The organism is Niveispirillum irakense DSM 11586 (assembly GCF_000429645.1).
Lineage (GTDB): Bacteria > Pseudomonadota > Alphaproteobacteria > Azospirillales > Azospirillaceae > Niveispirillum > Niveispirillum irakense.
Genome location: NZ_AUCG01000022.1, coordinates 288,758 through 304,865 on the forward strand (window position 1 = coordinate 288,758; position 16,108 = coordinate 304,865).

Consider the following 16,108-nt stretch of genomic DNA (forward strand, 5'->3'; position numbering starts at 1 on the left):
GGCGGTGATGCTGGGTCGGATCGTTCTTTCCAAAAGGTCGAAGGATGAAGCCGAAAAGCCGTTCTGGATCAGCTTTTCTGACCTGATGACGGCCTTGATGGTGCTGTTCCTGGTGGTGATGGCCATTTCGCTTCTGTCGGTGACGCAGAAACTGCGCGATGTACAGATGGAGGAGGCCGAACGGGCCGACGCCATCGACCGGATCGTCAGCTCCCTGCAGGAAGCGGCGGCCAAACATGGCGATGTGTCGGTCACCGGCAGCCGCGACCGGGTGGTGATCGAGTTTGGCGAGGCCGCACGCTTTGCCAGCAACGACCACCGGATCGGCACGCCGGGCGCGGAACGGCTGCGGCGGTTCGCACCGGAAATCTTGAACATGGCAGAAAGCGAGGATGGCCGCCGCTGGTTCAAGCGGGTGGTTGTGGAGGGTTTTACCGATCCGCGCGGCACCTATCTGCATAACCTGCATCTCAGCCTGATGCGGGCGGAAAGCGTGGTCTGCAACCTGTTGGCCCCCGGCGGGGCCGAACTGACCGATGCGCAGAAACAGGCGGTGCGGCGGCTGTTCCTTGTGGGTGGCTTCTCCTCCAACTCCACCCGCACCACGGACGAGGAAAGCCGCCGGGTCGAGCTGCGGCTGGATTTCCGGACAGTGCGGGAGAGGCCGGAGGCACCGGCACTGCTGGATGTTCCCTTGGGACAATGCCGGATCTGACGCCATGACCATCGCCGCGTTGAAGCGCCATCTGGAACAATCGCTGGCCCGATTACAGCAGAACCCGCCCCGCCTGGGGCGGCCCGACCAAATGGCGGCTGTTGCTGAACGGCTGCTGCGCGGACAAGCGTCGGATCAGCAGCAGCGGGCCAGGGCGAACAAGGTGCTGCAGGCCCTGACGGCCTTTCTGAGCCACGGGACGGTTGCGGGCACGCTGCGGCATCTATGCTGGGGGCTGACGGAGCCGCTGCCGACAGGGGCGCTGCTGACGCGACCACAATGCAAGGCCCTGCTGACCGAGATAGAGCGAGCGCTGGCCGGCGGCAGCCTGACGGCCAGCGCTTGGCGCGGACTGTTGCAAGGCTATTTCACGGCGGACCCGGCCACCATTGATGGGGCCGGGCGGGAAAACTGGCTGGCACTACGCGCCTTTCTGGCCCGCAGCCTGCCGGTGCTTCAACAGCGGATGAAGGCCATGCCGGTCTGGCTGGCGACGATCCTGGATCATGCGGCGGTACTGTCAGACAATCCCTGTGCGGGTTATGCGGCGGCATTGCTGTCGGGAGACCGGTCCGATCTTGAGCGGCTGCGGGACGATCTCGGCATCCCGCCGCAAAGCTGGTTCTGGCGGGAAACGGTCCTGGCGCAGGTCCGCGCGGCCTGCGCCATGGCGGATGGCGATTTCCGCGCCAACCTGTCAACCGTCCTCACAGCGCTGAAGGATTATCCGTTGCTGGTCAATGAGGGGCTGACTTTGCTGCTACCCCGCTATCACTTAGCGGCGGATAGCCGGCATGACGGTCTGTGCGCGTTGGCAGTGGCGCATTGGGGGAGCCCCAATATCTTCGCCCAGGCGAAATGGGCGCAAGTGTCTCCCGATGTGAAAAAGATGGTGCAGGTCTGGTTGGCCTTCCAGGACCTGCAAACCTTTTTTGAGATTTTGCAGGCCGACAAGACCGTCGATACAAGACGGTTTGAGTTCTGGCTGCGCTATCACCGGCAAATGGATTACGTGCGCATCGCCCTGGGCGCACAGGCCTGGCACTCCAATGATCCCGACCTGCGCGAATTGCGAAAAAAGGGCCGGGACCGCGTCTGTCGCCTGGAAGGGGGCCCTGGCAATCTGAACGCCATCATCATGAAGATCGGTGACTTTCTGCTGGTGGAATTCAGCCATACCGGCAATGCGGCCTATGGGTATCCGCATTTTTCACCTCCCTTTCCACTCGACCAGGAGAGCGTTCGGTTGTTCAACTTGAAGAGTGTGGCGAAATCTGTTTTTCAAGAATCCCACAATGGATCATGGGAGGATAAGTTTGACCGTATTCTTTCCACCGAGTTGAAGATCCATGCGGACAGCCGGCAACGGCCCATGCCGAGCCCACTACGCGCGCCATTACCGCCCCCGCCCTTTGTCTACCAGCAGCCAGCACTGACGCCCACGCCTGCCAAGCCAGTATTTGACATGGTCTGGCTGCGGGAAGAGTGCCGACGAAGGTCAATTGCGGTGATTGATAACCGGGATAAGAAGGGCGCGCTCTGGGTTCGGCACAAGGAACAATCCGATGCGTTTGGTCGTGACCTTGCCGCCCAAGGTTTCAGATTTGTACCCGGTAATGGCTGGTGGCTGAAATGAGCCTGTTTGACCGCTGGCGTGGGCGGCGCCCCTCCCAACCGCCCACCGCCTCCCTGATCCGGACATTTGAAGAGGCCGGCATATGTTTCCGCCCCACCGGTGCCCTGTCGGCTCAGGACGCCATCGACTGGCTGGCCAATCCGGCCCCGTTCGATGATTGGGAACTTGCCTGCTATCTGGCGCAACTGCATCAGGAAGGCTGGGGCCCAGACCTGGATGATGCGTTCATCCTGCCCTGGGATCAGCTCTACACATTATGTGAGCAGGAAGAACACAGGGACAGTATCGGCCTTCTCCGTCTGCCACCCGCCTGCCCTTATACCGCCAGCCTGGACGCAACGGGCAGCTTCACCGACATCAGCTTCGCCATCCATCTGAGCTGGCTCGACCCGCAGGCACGGGTGATGACAGGGGTGACCCGCATCGGCGGCATCATGCGGCAGGCCGATGGCGACCGGCTTTTGCCGCCATCCGCTTGGATGCTGGCCGAGGAGGTCAGGCAGTTTGCCCGGCGACAGGACAGGTCAGCACGCGCCAACCGGCAGGCCTGGGCCCATCTGCGCGCCCTGGCCGTGAAGGCCGGGGCCAGGATGGATGACTTCCTGCGCCGTTCAGTGGTCATCAGCCTGGATAAGCTGGACCTGAATATGAATCTGGTGTCGGTAGAAGGTACGCCCGTTGTGGAATTACGCCCCGGCGCACCCGATATCCCCATGGCCCCCTGGCTGAATATCTTTGATAAGTACACCCAAGTCCAGGACCAGTATGACCTGGTCCTGGATGACGGTACGGTCATGCGCATCATTCCGGACGAGCCCGTAAAACAGGTGCTGCGCGAAATCCGCGACATGCCGGGCCGCCGGGTCGCGGGCCGCCGTGCTAATACCTTTCTGCGCAACCCCTACGCCGTCCTCGGCCCGGCTATGGAGAAGGTCGTGGCACCCGCGCGGTTTGAGGCACTACGCCGCGCGGCGGGTATCCATTTCAACAGCTTCAGTATTCACCCGCATCGCGATAAGGATGGCCGGGTAACGCAGGTCGATATCCAGATTTCGCCCGATGATGAAGCGGCCCCACCGATACCGCCCCTTGTGCTGACTGGCAAGCCAGACGTCGCACGCTTTGCCAATCGGTTGGCGCAGGCCCATAGTCGGGGCGATCCTTGCCTGAACTTCCAAGACCAGGAACTTGACCTGCGCGGCGACGTCGATCAACAACTGGCAACGCTGTCCGCCCTGATCGCCGACCGCTGGTCATCTCGCCAGCCAGTGCCCAGCCTGGCGGAGATCATGGATCTTTCCCGTTATTCGGCGCGCATCACCGGCTTTGACATCTATCGCCCCGTCTATTCCCCCTATATCCAGAAAACGGAGAAGGGAGAGAGCTGGTTGCCGGACAGCATCCAACCCGTGATCGCCTGCCACCCGCCCGGTGCCGACGCGCCAGTGCATTTCACGATGGAGACCGCACAGCTGGACGAAATGTCCCGCAGGGTGCAGGACGCGCAAGCCAGTGGACAGGGCATGATACAGATGGAGGGCTGGCCGGGACCGGTATCCGTGCCAGAGGCATTGGGCATCCTCAAGGCCTATCAGCCGTTGCTGACGCCCTCACAAGCTCCCCTGCCCCTTGAAAGCTTCGGCAGTGGCATGGCCGAGGAGATGGCCACCTTTGACCATGGACCGGCGACGGGAGAGATCGGGCAGGAACCCGGACCGCCGATCCAACTGACCATTGCCGAGAATATTGAGCGGGACGATTACGCAGAGAAGCGCGGAGAACTTCTGGCTTTTGATGAAGGGACCGCCCCGTCCTTGCCCAAGGCCCTGGCCTCGCATGTGCGCCTGTTGCCGCATCAGATCAGCGGGGTGGCCTGGCTGCAGAACCTGTGGCGTCACCCGGCCCATGCCCGCGGGTGTGTGTTCGCCGACGATATGGGCCTGGGCAAAACGCTGCAGTTACTGACCTTCATCCATTGGTATCTTGAAAATGCCCCGGAAGCGGCACCCGTTCTGGTAGTGGCCCCTGTCAGCCTTCTGGAGAATTGGCAGAACGAAATCCGCAAATTCTTTACGGCGGGCGCGGCACGAACGCTGACCCTATACGGCAAGGATCTGGACAGGGTGCGGCTCCCAGCCAGCGCCTTGACGGAGGAGTATCGGGCCGCCGGTGTTGGAAAGCTGTTGAGCGACGGGTGGCGGGGTGCCGCGCAGATCGTGCTGACCACCTATGAAACCCTGCGCGACCAGGAATTGTCCCTGGCCCGTGAACGCTGGGGCATCATGGTCTGCGACGAGGCGCAGAAGATCAAAACGCCCAACGCGCTGGTCACACGCGCCGCCAAGAAACAGAATGTCCGCTTCCGCATCGCTTGTACCGGCACGCCGGTTGAAAATTCGTTGACCGACCTCTGGTGTCTGTTTGACTTCATTCAGCCGGGATTGCTGCCCCCGCTGAATGCGTTCGCCAGCACCTATGTGCGGCCGATCGAGGCCAAGACGGATGAACAGCGCACCAAAGTGGAGGCGTTGCGCGCCCTGGTCACACCGCAGATATTGCGGCGGACCAAGGCCGATGTCGCCCAGTTACCCCGCAAGCACCAGGAAACCTGCGAACTCCCCATATCGCCCCGGCAGCGGCACCTCTATGGTCAGGCCGTGAACAATCTGGCCAGCAGACGCGACGCGCAGGAGGCCGGAAAGGGTGGGAATGTCGGCAACCTGATCCTGACGCTGCTGCATGATATCAGGATGATCTGCGCCCACCCACACCATACCAAGTTCACCGACCAGGGGGAAAAGGCCCTGGGACCCGAGCGGGTAGACTCACCAAAGCTGGATTGGTTGCACCGCTATCTTGAACAGGTTCACGCCAAAGGCGAGAAGGCCATTGTCTTCACCGAATTCCGCGACATTCAACGCCTGCTGCAACGAACCCTGTCACGACAATTCGGTCTGCCTGTTCAGGTGATCAATGGTGACAACAAGGCGCAGACCGTGGGCGACAGCCTGTCACGGCAACGGCTGATTGATGCATTCCAGGACCGTCCGGGCTTCAACGTGATCATCCTGTCAACCACGGCCATCGGATTTGGCGTCAATATCCAGGCGGCCAACCATGTCATCCATTTCACGCGCCCCTGGAACCCCGCGAAGGAAGATCAGGCGACCGACCGTGCCTATCGCATTGGCCAGGAACGGGAAGTCCATGTCAAATACCCCACCATCACGTCGCCCGACTTCGTGACTTTTGAGGCAAAGCTGGCCAAGCTGCTGGACGCTAAGCGGCAGTTGGCCGACGATATCCTAAATGGATATGAAGATATTTCCTTAGCCGAGTTTCTCCGCTCTGATGGGCCCAGACGGGGCCGGTTTGATGCAGGATGGTCCGATTGACAGCATGTTCCTGCGGTCCATCCCGGATTTGTCGCCGGCTGCTCGCATTTTTCCGGATTTATGTTTGATAACAAGTAACTACCATTATTTTGGAGCGGTTAAGAATTTACAGGGTGTTTTTCGGGATGCGGTTTACGGATCATGGCCGGCGGGTGGTCATGGGGGCGTTTGACGGGGGAGAAATCACCTCGGATGCGGGCGGTTTGCTGCCGCGTGAGGTTGCCGGTCTGGCTGCCGAAATCGCCCCCAACATCGGCACCCTGCCCGCCAATCTGGCAACCATGATCCGCCGGCACCTGCGCAACAACCCGGACAGATTCGAAGCCAGCCGGGTGAAGTCCGCACAACGTTACCGGTTCATCGAATAAACGCGGCAAGCCGATAGGGAAAAAAGGGCGCTTGACGGTGTGGGCAAGCCTATGGGGCTGGCATCGGCCCCACCCGGCGGGATACAAGAAAACCCGTATTTTGTTCGTCCTTTGTAGAGCCACCCATGCCCATCCTGAATTGGTTGAACCGCGACCAGGACATCAAGGCCGCCACCCGCGTTCCCTATCGCCTGTTGGAGGAAGTGCCGGACCTGTCAGCCGGCGATGCCCAGACGGGGAACATGTTAATCCAGGGGGACAATCTGGACGCGCTGAAGGCACTGCTGCCGTTCTATGCAGGACAGGTGAAGTGTATCTATATCGACCCGCCATATAATACAAAATCGGCTTTTGAGCATTACGACGACAATCTTGAACATTCGCAGTGGCTGTCGATGATGTGGCCGCGTCTGGAGATTTTGCGGGAGCTTCTCTCGGAAGATGGTTCTATATGGGTTTCGATTGATGATAATGAAGGACATTATCTTAAGGTATTAATGGATGAAGTGTTTGGCAGAAAATCTTTTATTTCAAATGTAGTTTGGCAAAAATCGTACACATCAAATCAAACTGCGAAATTTATATCAGATACACATGATCATATTTTTTTATACGCAAAAAATACTGATAAATTTTCTTTAGGTAAAATTTCCCGCACCCAAGATCAAAAAAACAGCTTTAAAAACCCCGATAACGACCCAAGAGGACCTTGGAAAGCTGAGAACCTCTCGGCAGGAAAATTTTATGCCGCAGGACAATTTGAAATTGAAGGCCCAACAGGGCTGAAATTTCTACCTCCTCCTAACAGGTACTGGCGCTGCAATGAAGAAACTTATCTAAGCTGGCTTGCCGACGGTCGCATCACGTTTGGTCAAAAAAGCACTGGCAGACCAATGTTAAAAAAATATCTATCGGAAATGAAAGATGAACTTACAGCAAACACTTGGTGGCAACATCAAGATGTAGGGAGCAATAAACAAGCCAGTATCGACTTGAAATCCTTATTTCCAGGCCAGACCGTTTTTGGAACACCAAAGCCGGAGACACTTTTAAATAGAATTATTGAATTGTCCACGAACCCCGGCGACCTCGTGCTTGATTCCTTTCTCGGATCGGGCACGACAGCCGCTGTCGCCCACAAGATGGGCCGGCGCTATATCGGGATTGAAATGGGTGACCATGCGGTGACGCATTGCGCACCCCGGCTGCGCAAGGTGATTGAGGGGGAACAGGGCGGCATTTCGGATAATGTGGGCTGGAAAGGCGGTGGCGGCTTCCGCTTCTATCGGCTTGGGCCGCCCGTCTTTGACGAAGATGGCCAAATCCGCCGCGATATCCGCTTTCCCACCCTGGCCGCCCATATCTGGTTCAGCGAGACGGGGCAGCCCTGGCAGGCAGCCGCCACCCCCTATGCCCATGGCCCCTTCCTGGGGCTGGGGGTGGATGGGCGGGCCTATGCGCTGCTGTATAATGGCATTCTGGGGGATAAGAAGCCCGATGGCGGCAATGTGCTGACCCGTGCCACCCTGGCCTTGATCCGGGATGCCATCACCGCCACCCATCCCACCTTGGCAGAAACGCCCTATGACCTGACCATCTATGGTGAGCAATCCCGCCTGTCCGGAACCACATTGGCAGCGGAACGGATCAGCTTTAAACAGACCCCCTATGATGTGAAGGCGCGGGCGTAATGGCGATGCAACTGAAGCAATATCAACAGGACACAATTGCCACGCTGCGCCGTTTTTTTGAGGAAGCGCGGGTGGGTGGTGCCCGCAATGCCTTTCAACAGGTAACGTCGGCCCCGGATCAGGCCAAGCGGCTGGGCCGCAATGCCGGTGCCTATGTGCCGTTGGAAGCCTTACCGGACGTGCCCTATGTCTGCGTGCGTCTGCCCACCGGTGGCGGCAAAACCATCCTGGGTGCCCATGCCGTAGGCGTGGCGCGCGATACCTGGGTGGAAAAGGACTTCCCGACCGTGCTGTGGCTGGTGCCAACCAACACAATTCGGTTGCAGACAGCAGAGGCATTGAAGAACCCCCGCCACCCCTATCGGCAGGTTCTGGATGACGCCTTCGGGGGCCGGGTGCGGGTGTTCGACATTGCCGATTTCCCGCAGGTGCGCCCGCATGACCTGCGGGACCATTGCTGCATCATTGTCGGCACCATCCAGACGCTGCGTGTATCCAGCACCGATGGGCGCAAGGTCTATGCCCATCATGAGGAGATGGAACCGCATTTCACCCGTATCCATGCCGCCGATCATCCCGGCCTGGAAAAGCTGCCTGACGGCGGGGTGAAATTCTCTTTTGCCAATCTGCTGCATGTGCATCGCCCCTTGATGATCGTGGATGAAGCGCACAACGCCGTGACCGGCTTGACGCGCGACATGCAGGCGCGGGTAAACCCCTGCGCCATCATCGAACTGACAGCCACCCCCCGCGACCAGAAGGGCCACCGCGTCAATAATATCCTGCACAGCGTCAGCGCACAGGAACTGAAGCGGGAAGAAATGGTGAAGCTGCCAATCATGCTGTCGGAGCATGATAATTGGCAGAATGCGGTGAACGGGGCCATTGCCAGCCGCGCGGCACTGGCAGAGGCCGCCAAGGACGATAAGGACTATATCCGCCCCATCGTGCTGTTCCAGGCGCAGGACAAGAGCCAGGAGGTGACGGTTGAGGTGCTGAAAAAGCACCTGATGGAGGTGGAACAGATCCCGGAAGCCAAGATTGCCGTTGCGACGGGGGATCAACGCGGCCTTGATGGGGTTGACCTGTTCGACCGGGCCTGCCCTATCGAATATGTCATCACTGTTGAAGCCTTGAAGGAAGGCTGGGACTGTTCCTTTGCCTATGTGTTCTGTTCGGTCTCCCGCATTCAAAGCGCCGTTGACGTGGAACAGTTGCTGGGCCGCGTGCTGCGGATGCCCTATGCCAAGCGTCGCAAAGACCCGGTGCTGAACAAAGCCTATGCCCATCTGTCGGAGCCGGATTTCGGCATGGCCGCCCGTGCCCTGACCGATAAGCTGGTGGCCATGGGGTTTGAGGAAGAGGAAGCGGCGGACAATATCGAACCCGCCCAACCGGCCTTGGTTTTGGATAGCGACCTGTTCGCCGCACGCGCCAAGCCGCCACCCGTCTTGCGGCACGCGGTGCAGCTTGATGCGGCGGCCCTGTCAGCATTGGCAGGCACGCGGCTGGATGGCGTCACCGTGCAGGCTGGTGATGGTGGGGAGGTTGAAATCACCATTGCCGGGCGGATATCCGGTCCGGTCGAAGAAAAGATACTGGCGGCATTGCCGGCGACGGCACGGTCGGGCTTCATGGAAGCCGTAAAGCATTACCGGTTGGGGATGCAGGATCAGCTTTCACCGGCGGAGCGGGGGGAGGTTTTCACCGCCCCACGCTTGACGGCTGAAATCCAGGGGCATTTGCAGTTTGCCGATATCGACCTGTTCATGGAATGGCATGACTGGTCCATCACCTCTCACCCGGCCCGATTGGAACCGGCGGAATTTTCTGTCCGGGAGAGCGCCCGATCGTTCGAGATTGATTTGGACGGCAAGCAGGTGACCTATCATTTCGCCGATGAAGCCGAACAATTGAGCCTGGATGTGGCCGTAGATGGTTGGACGCCGGAAGCCCTGACCATCTGGTTGGAACGGCAGGTGCGCCAGCCTGATATCCATCCCAGTGATTTGCTGCGCTGGTTACGGGATATCGTGGCCAACCTGGCGGGGCCAAGGGGCATTCATATTTCCGCCCTGATGCGGGCCAAGTTCATTCTTGCCCGCAAGCTGCGGGAAAAGATCGCCGCTATCCGGCAGGGCCATCGCAACAGCGCCTATCAGCAATATCTGTTTGCCCCTACGGCCAAGGTCGGCTTCGACTTCAAGAACGGCTTCAGCTTCCGCGATGGCATGTATTGGGATCAGGCGCGCTATCGGGGGCGGTGGAAGCCGCGCAAACACTTCCTCGGGCCGGACAATGTTCCGGCCTTCGATGGCAACGAAGATGGGGAAGAATTCAAATGCGCGCAGGCGTTGGATAGTTTGCCAGCCGTCAGCTTCTGGATACGCAACGTCGCCAGGCACCCCAATTCATTCTGGCTGCCGACCGCCACCGATAAATTCTATCCCGACTTTGTGGCGAAGCTGGAAAGCGGGAAGCTGCTGGTGGTGGAATATAAGGGTGAACATTTAGCCGACAATGCCGATACCGCAGAGAAGCGCACAATCGGCGCCCTGTGGGAGAGGACCACGGGCAACCTGTTTATGGTGGCAGAGAAAAAAGTCGGCGATGCCGATGTGCGTAAGCAGTTGATCAGTAAATTGGAACTGGCATAGTCAACGGGGATTGAACATGAGATTCATAATGAACGGCATAAATGGAAATTACTTACAATACATTACAGAAAATCATTCAGCCGATACTGAAGAAGTTATTGCAGCCGTGGCATATGCGACGGAGTCATCTTTATTATTTGATTGGTGCTTAGAACGAGAGATACCGCTTACTTTTTATGGACGCCTAGATGAAGATGTTCCAGTATCGTACGCAATACTGGATAAATTTCTTAAGAAGAAGTCTCCCAATTTTGCTTGCTTCCTGGTTCAACATCATCATGCGAAAATTATCTGGTGGAAGGGGGTGGGAGTCTATGTTGGTTCCGCCAATCTAACTCAAAGTGCATGGAATAAAAATATAGAAGCAGGTTGTTTCTTTGATGAAGCTGAAATTTCTGAAGAAATGGAAGCTGATCTAAATAAGATATTCGAAAAGCTGACTGAAAATTCAACACCTCTTACAGAGGAATTGGCAAACATTATGAAAGATAGGGAACGCTCTATCTATAGAAATCATCCAAAACCTGACGCCTTCTGGAAGGAATCTTCATTGAAAACCTGGGGAGGGCTAACTCACGTAAGCCGTCTAGCAGCGGAGAAAGTTAGGAAAAATGCCTTTCTCGAAGAGTGGTATTCAACATTGCAGGTTCTCCGCGATATTGCTGACACCGTAAGCACCTCTGATTATAGGCCGATCTGGGTGAATGCTTCAGCCCCCAAGGGGTCGCAAGCAGACCAATTCTTACACGCTTACTATTATCAGCGTACCTTTGATGGTCGAAAAGCAAATTACAGGAAGCACTTTGAAGACAATAAAACTCGTAAATTGGACGCATTACAAGAAGCAATGAAATGGTGGCATAAATTGCCATCGCCGCCGCAAAACGAAGATATTGTTGTTAATGAGAAAGCCCCTCTTATCCAGGCCCTTCTATCTAAGGAAAAATTATCTAGTATGAGTTACGAGGATTTTCATATGCTTTGTTCGACCGTCCACGCCTTCATTGACTACTCAAGGCGCGTAAAAAATAAGTCCGTAAAATTAAAGACAGATGGAACAAAGTATACAATTCCTCAGAAGATCGATGCCCTTTCCCATAGAATATGGAACGATCAAACGGAGAACGGCTTAACCGTTAGGGATGTGTTATCCTTTATTCTCTACGGTGGAAGTCAGGACCAACTTCCGGAACGCCTTTGGAAGTGCATTTCCGACCCGCAATGGAAGCTAGAAGGGCTCGGAGTTAGTGCATTGGGGGAGATTGTTGGTTGGGCACTCCCTGAGCGCTTTCCGCCACGCAATGGCCGCACTTCCAAGGCCCTTAGGTCGCTTGGATTTCCGGTAAAAATCCATGTTCAATAGCTTCCACTGCGCTTCCACGCCTTGCGTCGCTTCCATGTCCCAGAAACGGCAACACCCGCCAAGCCATTGGCCTAGCGGGTGTTTTTTGGATGCGGGGGCAGGATTTGAACCTGCGGCCTTCAGGTTATGAGTTTGAAAAGTATTTATACGACGATGCACTCTCGAATACGCCAAAATCACATAAATACCTGATAACACTTTTGATATTTTGACTTACTTGTACGATCAGATACCATCATCTGCGCTTCGACTTTATCTCATCTGGTAGCTATATGGTAGCTGATACCAAGCACCAGGAAGGCGTTTCCGGTGTTTCTGGAGATGGATGATGGCAAAGCTCTCCAAACGTTCCGTAGATTCGGCGGCTGCCGGTCCAACCCTGAAAGTGGTCTGGGATGACGAGTTGCGGGGGTTCGGCGTCCGCATCCATCCGACTGGCCGCAAGGTCTATATCGTAAAATGCCGGATCAACGGGCAACAGCGGTTCATCACGATTGGCCAACATGGCCCTGTAACCGCCGACCATGCGCGGGCACGCGCCTATGAAATCCTGTCCGAAGCGAAGAATGGGCGCGATCCGGCACAGGAACTCGATCAGGCGCGGAAGGCCCCAACCATGAAGGCGCTGGGAGAGCGGTTTCTGGAAGAGCATGTTGCTGTACGCTGCAAGCCTTCGACCCAGTATGAATATCGACGGTCGGTGAAGCTGTTCATCAATCCCAAGATCGGGACCCGCCGGGTCACGGACATCCAGCGCCGGGATATTGCGGAACTGCACCATTCGCTGCGGCACATCCCGTATCAAGCCAACAGAACCCTTGGCGTGTTATCCAAGATGTTCAATTTGGCTGAAGTCTGGGGCCTTCGACCTGACGGCAGCAATCCCTGTCTGCACGTAAAGAAGTTCCCGGAGGAGAAGCGGGAGCGCTTCCTCAGCGCGGACGAATATGCGGCACTGGGGCGGACACTGGCCGAGTTGGAAGCAGCGAAATCGGAGCCGGTTTCCGTCATCGCTGCCATCCGGTTGCTGATGCTGACGGGTTGTCGGCTTAGCGAAATCATGACCTTGAAGTGGGCCTATATCGACTGGCAGGCCAAGGCGTTCAGGCTGCCGGATTCCAAAACGGGGGCCAAAGTCGTTCTGTTTGGAGAGGCTGTCGCTGCCGTCCTCCGTGCCATCCCAAAGCTGCCGGATAATCCATGGGTCATAACGGGCACAATGGAGGGAGCCAGACTGACAGACCTGCAACCACCGTGGCGGCGCATTCGGCATCTGGCGGGGCTGAACGATGTCCGCATTCATGATTTGCGACATTCGTTTGCCAGTGGTGCGCTGTTCTTGGGCGAAGGGTTGCCGATGATCGGGAAATTACTGGGCCATACGCAGGTGCAGACCACTGCCCGGTATGCCCATCTGGCGCTTGATCCGGTCAGGAATGCGGCCGAAAAGGTGTCCGGATTAATTGCAAAGCAGGCCGCTGGCCTTCAAGTGCTCGATTCAGGTCGAGGACGCCGGTTCAGAATCACGGGGCGACACTTAATCAATGCCAGCTGTTCTTGAAGCACAGGCGGGGACTGTCAGGAATTCCGTGCTTGTCGGGGCGGTTTCAAATCAGGCGATCATCGCCTTTGTGAACCTTTCGCCGAACAGGACGGCCATCTGCGCCTTTGCGGCGGCCCATTCCCTGGGGGGCATTTTCCACTCTTTCTCGGCCCTGTTCAAGACCAGGAACAGCAGCTTCAGCGCTGCGTCGTCATTGGGGAAATGCCCCCTGGCGCGAACCGCTCGGCGGAGCTTTGAATTCAGGGCCTCGATGGCGTTTGTCGTATAGAGGATGCGCCTGACCTCGCGGGGAAAGGCAAAGAACGGGATGATCTCCTGCCAGGCTCGGCGCCAGGCCTTGCCGATGGCGGCATATTTCCGGCTCCATGGACCCTCCTCGAATGCGGCCAGGGCCTTCTCGGCCTCCTTGTCGTCAAGCGCGTCGTAGACCTGCTTGAGCGCGACAGCGACCGGCTTGCGGTCCTTCCAGGAGGCGAATTCCATGCTGTGGCGCAGGAGATGGACGATGCAGGTCTGCACAGCTGTCTCCGGAAAGGCGGCGGCAATCGCTTCGGGAAAGCCCTTCAGCCCATCGACCACGGCCAGCAGGATGTCCTCCACGCCCCGGTTCTTCAGTTCGTTCAGGACCCGCAGCCAGAACTTCGCCCCCTCGTTCTGCTCGATCCACAGGCCCAGCACCTCCTTGGCGCCGTCCGCCCGCACGCCGATGGCGATGTGGATCGCCTTGTTACGCACCAGGCTTTCGTCCCGGATCTTGACCCGCAGCGCATCCAGGAAAACCAGCGGATAGACGGCTTCCAGAGGTCGGTTCTGCCAGGCCGCCACCTCTTCCAGCACCGCATCCGTCACCGCCGAGATCAGGTCCGCCGACACCTCGATCCCGTACAATTCCCGCAGGTGACCGGTGATCTCCCGCGTCGACATGCCTCACGCGTACATCGAGATGATCTTCTCGTCGAACCCGGGGAACCGCCGCTGGTACTTGCCGATCAACTGCGGATCAAACGTCGAGGCCCGGTCGCGCGGAATCGACAGATCCACAGAGCCCGTGTCCGTCAGCACCGTCTTGCGCCCATACCCGTTGCGACGGTTGCCGCTCTCATCGCCGGCAAGATGGTGATCCATCTCTGCCTTCAGCACCCGCTCAGCAAGCGCCTTCTTCAGCTGGTCAAGCAGACCGTTCTGGTCAAACGCCGTTTTCGCCTCACCTCCAGCCAGCAACTGGTCCAGAAGCGCGTCCGGGATAATAGGGTCCTTGCGTCGTGCCATTGTGAAGCTCCTTTCGCCTCAGTATGGCCCCGACAAGCACGGAATTCCTGACAGTCCCCACAGGCGCGACGCGAAGAACGCCTAGCGTCGCCGCCACCACAGCCATAGCCCTGTGATGCACAGCCCGGCGGTGGCCAACCCCGCCAGGAGCACCAGAATCCGGCCGGGCAGACCCAAGCCTTTGCCGGAATGCAGCGGGTATTGCCAGGCAAAGAACAGATCGCCCATCCCTTCCCCCCGGTCGTGCCGGCTTCCCAGAAGGCTGCCATCAGTCATCGACACATAAACCCACAATCGACCATAGCCATCCATGTCACGTTCGTCGAAACGGCGAACGCCATAGACGCCATAGCGATGCAGCAGCACCACGCTGTCCGCCACGCCACCGGCCAGGGCGACCGCCTGCTCCACCCCGATCGTGGGCGCTGCAACCGGCTGCGGTGGAAACGCGTCATGCAGACGCTCCGAAACCGGTACCAGCAGCCGGGCCGCAGCCCGTGCTTCTTCGTGCCAGGTCAGGGGCAGGGATGAGACGGCCAGGATCAGGGTGATCGCAAACAGCCACAAGCCCCCGGCACGGTGCAGATCGAACAGCCATTTCAGGCTGAAACCCCGCCCGGCCACGGCAAAGGACGCGCGCCATTTGGCCAAGGCGGGGAAGGAAAGGGCTGTCGCGATGATATGGTCGATGATCCAGAACAAGGCCATCAACCCCAGAATCCAGACCATCACCGGCCCCCGCCGACCGAGACGGAGGGCACCTGCCGGAACAGGTCCGACAGGTCGGATGCCTGCCGCATCTCGATCTCCTGCTGGTCGATGGCAATATCGGTCAGCACACCGACAACCACGATTTCAGCCACATCACCCGCCGCTTCCTGCTCGCGCGTGGCGGGCCGGACAGAAGCCGGTTGCGGCGACAGGCTGTAGGTGCCGCCCGGCCCCGCCTGCCCCCGCAGGCCAGTGCCGGCCAGAAGACGCTCCAGCGCGACCGCGGGCGTGAGGCGGCCGGAAAGTCCCGGTGTCTGCTTTCCGCGCAGGAGGTCAGGATCGGCAGTGATGATGATCCCCGCGAACAATCCTGAACCACCGTCTCGACACATTCCCACTCCGACTTCGGAAAACCGTGAACGCAGCAATTCCGGGCTTTCCGACAGCCCCGCTGCAATCAGGCCCGGAACGTCGAACACCTTCTCCACACTCAATATGGCCATCCGCGCATAGGCGGATGGCGGCGCGATATTGACCATGACGTCAACCTGTCCACGGATGGCATCACCTGCCCCGTCACGCCGGTTCGGCGCCACCTCCTGTATGCCATGTCACGGCAGATCGGCGGTTTTCGAGGGTGTCCACCTTGCACTCACGACCATGCCCCTCATCGCGTCAGGATAATTCCCAATAGGGGGATTTGTAGACGGGTTCGGGGAGCAGACTTGGTGGTCCCGAA

At 58.2% G+C, this 16,108-nt stretch carries 10 protein-coding genes and 1 pseudogene; 8 read left to right on the forward strand and 3 right to left on the reverse strand.

Annotated features, from left to right (window positions below; translation table 11 throughout):
* The first annotated feature begins 7 nt into the window (after positions 1 to 7).
* The 8 genes from G473_RS0111895 (at position 8) to G473_RS26565 (ending at position 13,386) form a co-directional block, all read left to right on the forward strand.
* Positions 8 to 715, forward strand: a complete 708-nt coding sequence (locus tag G473_RS0111895) for an OmpA/MotB family protein (RefSeq protein WP_029013284.1) — start codon at positions 8 to 10, stop codon at positions 713 to 715.
* Positions 716 to 719: 4 nt separating this feature from the next.
* Positions 720 to 2,351 carry an EH signature domain-containing protein gene (locus G473_RS26555; RefSeq protein ID WP_035706796.1) on the forward strand — a complete coding sequence of 544 codons (1,632 nt, stop codon included), beginning with the start codon at positions 720 to 722 and terminating at the stop codon, positions 2,349 to 2,351.
* Positions 2,348 to 5,746 carry a DEAD/DEAH box helicase gene (locus tag G473_RS26560; protein ID WP_051330187.1) on the forward strand — a complete coding sequence of 1,133 codons (3,399 nt, stop codon included), beginning with the start codon at positions 2,348 to 2,350 and terminating at the stop codon, positions 5,744 to 5,746. The genes G473_RS26555 and G473_RS26560 overlap by 4 nt, the downstream gene beginning before the upstream one ends.
* Before the next feature lie 125 nt (positions 5,747 to 5,871).
* Positions 5,872 to 6,114, forward strand: coding sequence for a hypothetical protein (locus G473_RS0111915; RefSeq protein ID WP_029013286.1), 243 nt, complete (start codon positions 5,872 to 5,874; stop codon positions 6,112 to 6,114).
* Positions 6,115 to 6,239: 125 nt separating this feature from the next.
* A complete protein-coding gene (locus tag G473_RS0111920) occupies positions 6,240 to 7,805 on the forward strand; it encodes a site-specific DNA-methyltransferase (protein WP_029013287.1) in 1,566 nt (521 codons plus the stop codon).
* The gene (locus tag G473_RS0111925; RefSeq protein ID WP_210163300.1) at positions 7,805 to 10,462 is read left to right on the forward strand and encodes a DEAD/DEAH box helicase; all 2,658 of its coding nucleotides are present in this window, start codon (positions 7,805 to 7,807) and stop codon (positions 10,460 to 10,462) included. The genes G473_RS0111920 and G473_RS0111925 overlap by 1 nt, the downstream gene beginning before the upstream one ends.
* A 28-nt stretch (positions 10,463 to 10,490) precedes the next feature.
* A complete protein-coding gene (locus G473_RS29915) occupies positions 10,491 to 11,825 on the forward strand; it encodes a phospholipase D family protein (RefSeq protein WP_210163301.1) in 1,335 nt (444 codons plus the stop codon).
* Positions 11,826 to 12,150: 325 nt separating this feature from the next.
* Positions 12,151 to 13,386, forward strand: coding sequence for a tyrosine-type recombinase/integrase (locus tag G473_RS26565; RefSeq protein ID WP_342665655.1), 1,236 nt, complete (start codon positions 12,151 to 12,153; stop codon positions 13,384 to 13,386).
* A gap of 51 nt (positions 13,387 to 13,437) precedes the next feature.
* Here the strand turns inward: G473_RS26565 and G473_RS26570 are convergent.
* The 3 genes and pseudogenes from G473_RS26570 to G473_RS31000 form a co-directional block, all read right to left on the reverse strand.
* Positions 13,438 to 14,658: pseudogene (locus tag G473_RS26570) on the reverse strand (IS256 family transposase).
* Between the two features lie 81 nt (positions 14,659 to 14,739).
* Positions 14,740 to 15,387, reverse strand: coding sequence for a PepSY-associated TM helix domain-containing protein (locus G473_RS26575; protein ID WP_051330188.1), 648 nt, complete (start codon positions 15,385 to 15,387; stop codon positions 14,740 to 14,742).
* On the reverse strand, positions 15,387 to 15,965 hold the full coding sequence (locus G473_RS31000; protein WP_029013289.1) for an STN domain-containing protein: 579 nt from the start codon (positions 15,963 to 15,965) through the stop codon (positions 15,387 to 15,389). Before G473_RS31000 ends, G473_RS26575 begins: the two co-directional genes overlap by 1 nt.
* Between the last annotated feature and the right edge of the window lie 143 nt (positions 15,966 to 16,108).

Excerpts from the sequence above, each read along its gene's own strand:
- G473_RS26575 (WP_051330188.1), bottom strand. The coding sequence starts at position 15,387 with ATGGTCTGGATTCTGGGGTTGATGGCCTTGTTCTGGATCATCGACCAT.
- G473_RS26565 (WP_342665655.1), top strand. The coding sequence starts at position 12,151 with ATGATGGCAAAGCTCTCCAAACGTTCCGTAGATTCGGCGGCTGCCGGT.
- G473_RS0111895 (WP_029013284.1), top strand. The coding sequence starts at position 8 with ATGCTGGGTCGGATCGTTCTTTCCAAAAGGTCGAAGGATGAAGCCGAA.
- G473_RS0111915 (WP_029013286.1), top strand. The coding sequence starts at position 5,872 with ATGCGGTTTACGGATCATGGCCGGCGGGTGGTCATGGGGGCGTTTGAC.
- G473_RS29915 (WP_210163301.1), top strand. The coding sequence starts at position 10,491 with ATGAACGGCATAAATGGAAATTACTTACAATACATTACAGAAAATCAT.
- G473_RS0111920 (WP_029013287.1), top strand. The coding sequence starts at position 6,240 with ATGCCCATCCTGAATTGGTTGAACCGCGACCAGGACATCAAGGCCGCC.
- G473_RS26560 (WP_051330187.1), top strand. The coding sequence starts at position 2,348 with ATGAGCCTGTTTGACCGCTGGCGTGGGCGGCGCCCCTCCCAACCGCCC.
- G473_RS0111925 (WP_210163300.1), top strand. The coding sequence starts at position 7,805 with ATGGCGATGCAACTGAAGCAATATCAACAGGACACAATTGCCACGCTG.
- G473_RS26555 (WP_035706796.1), top strand. The coding sequence starts at position 720 with ATGACCATCGCCGCGTTGAAGCGCCATCTGGAACAATCGCTGGCCCGA.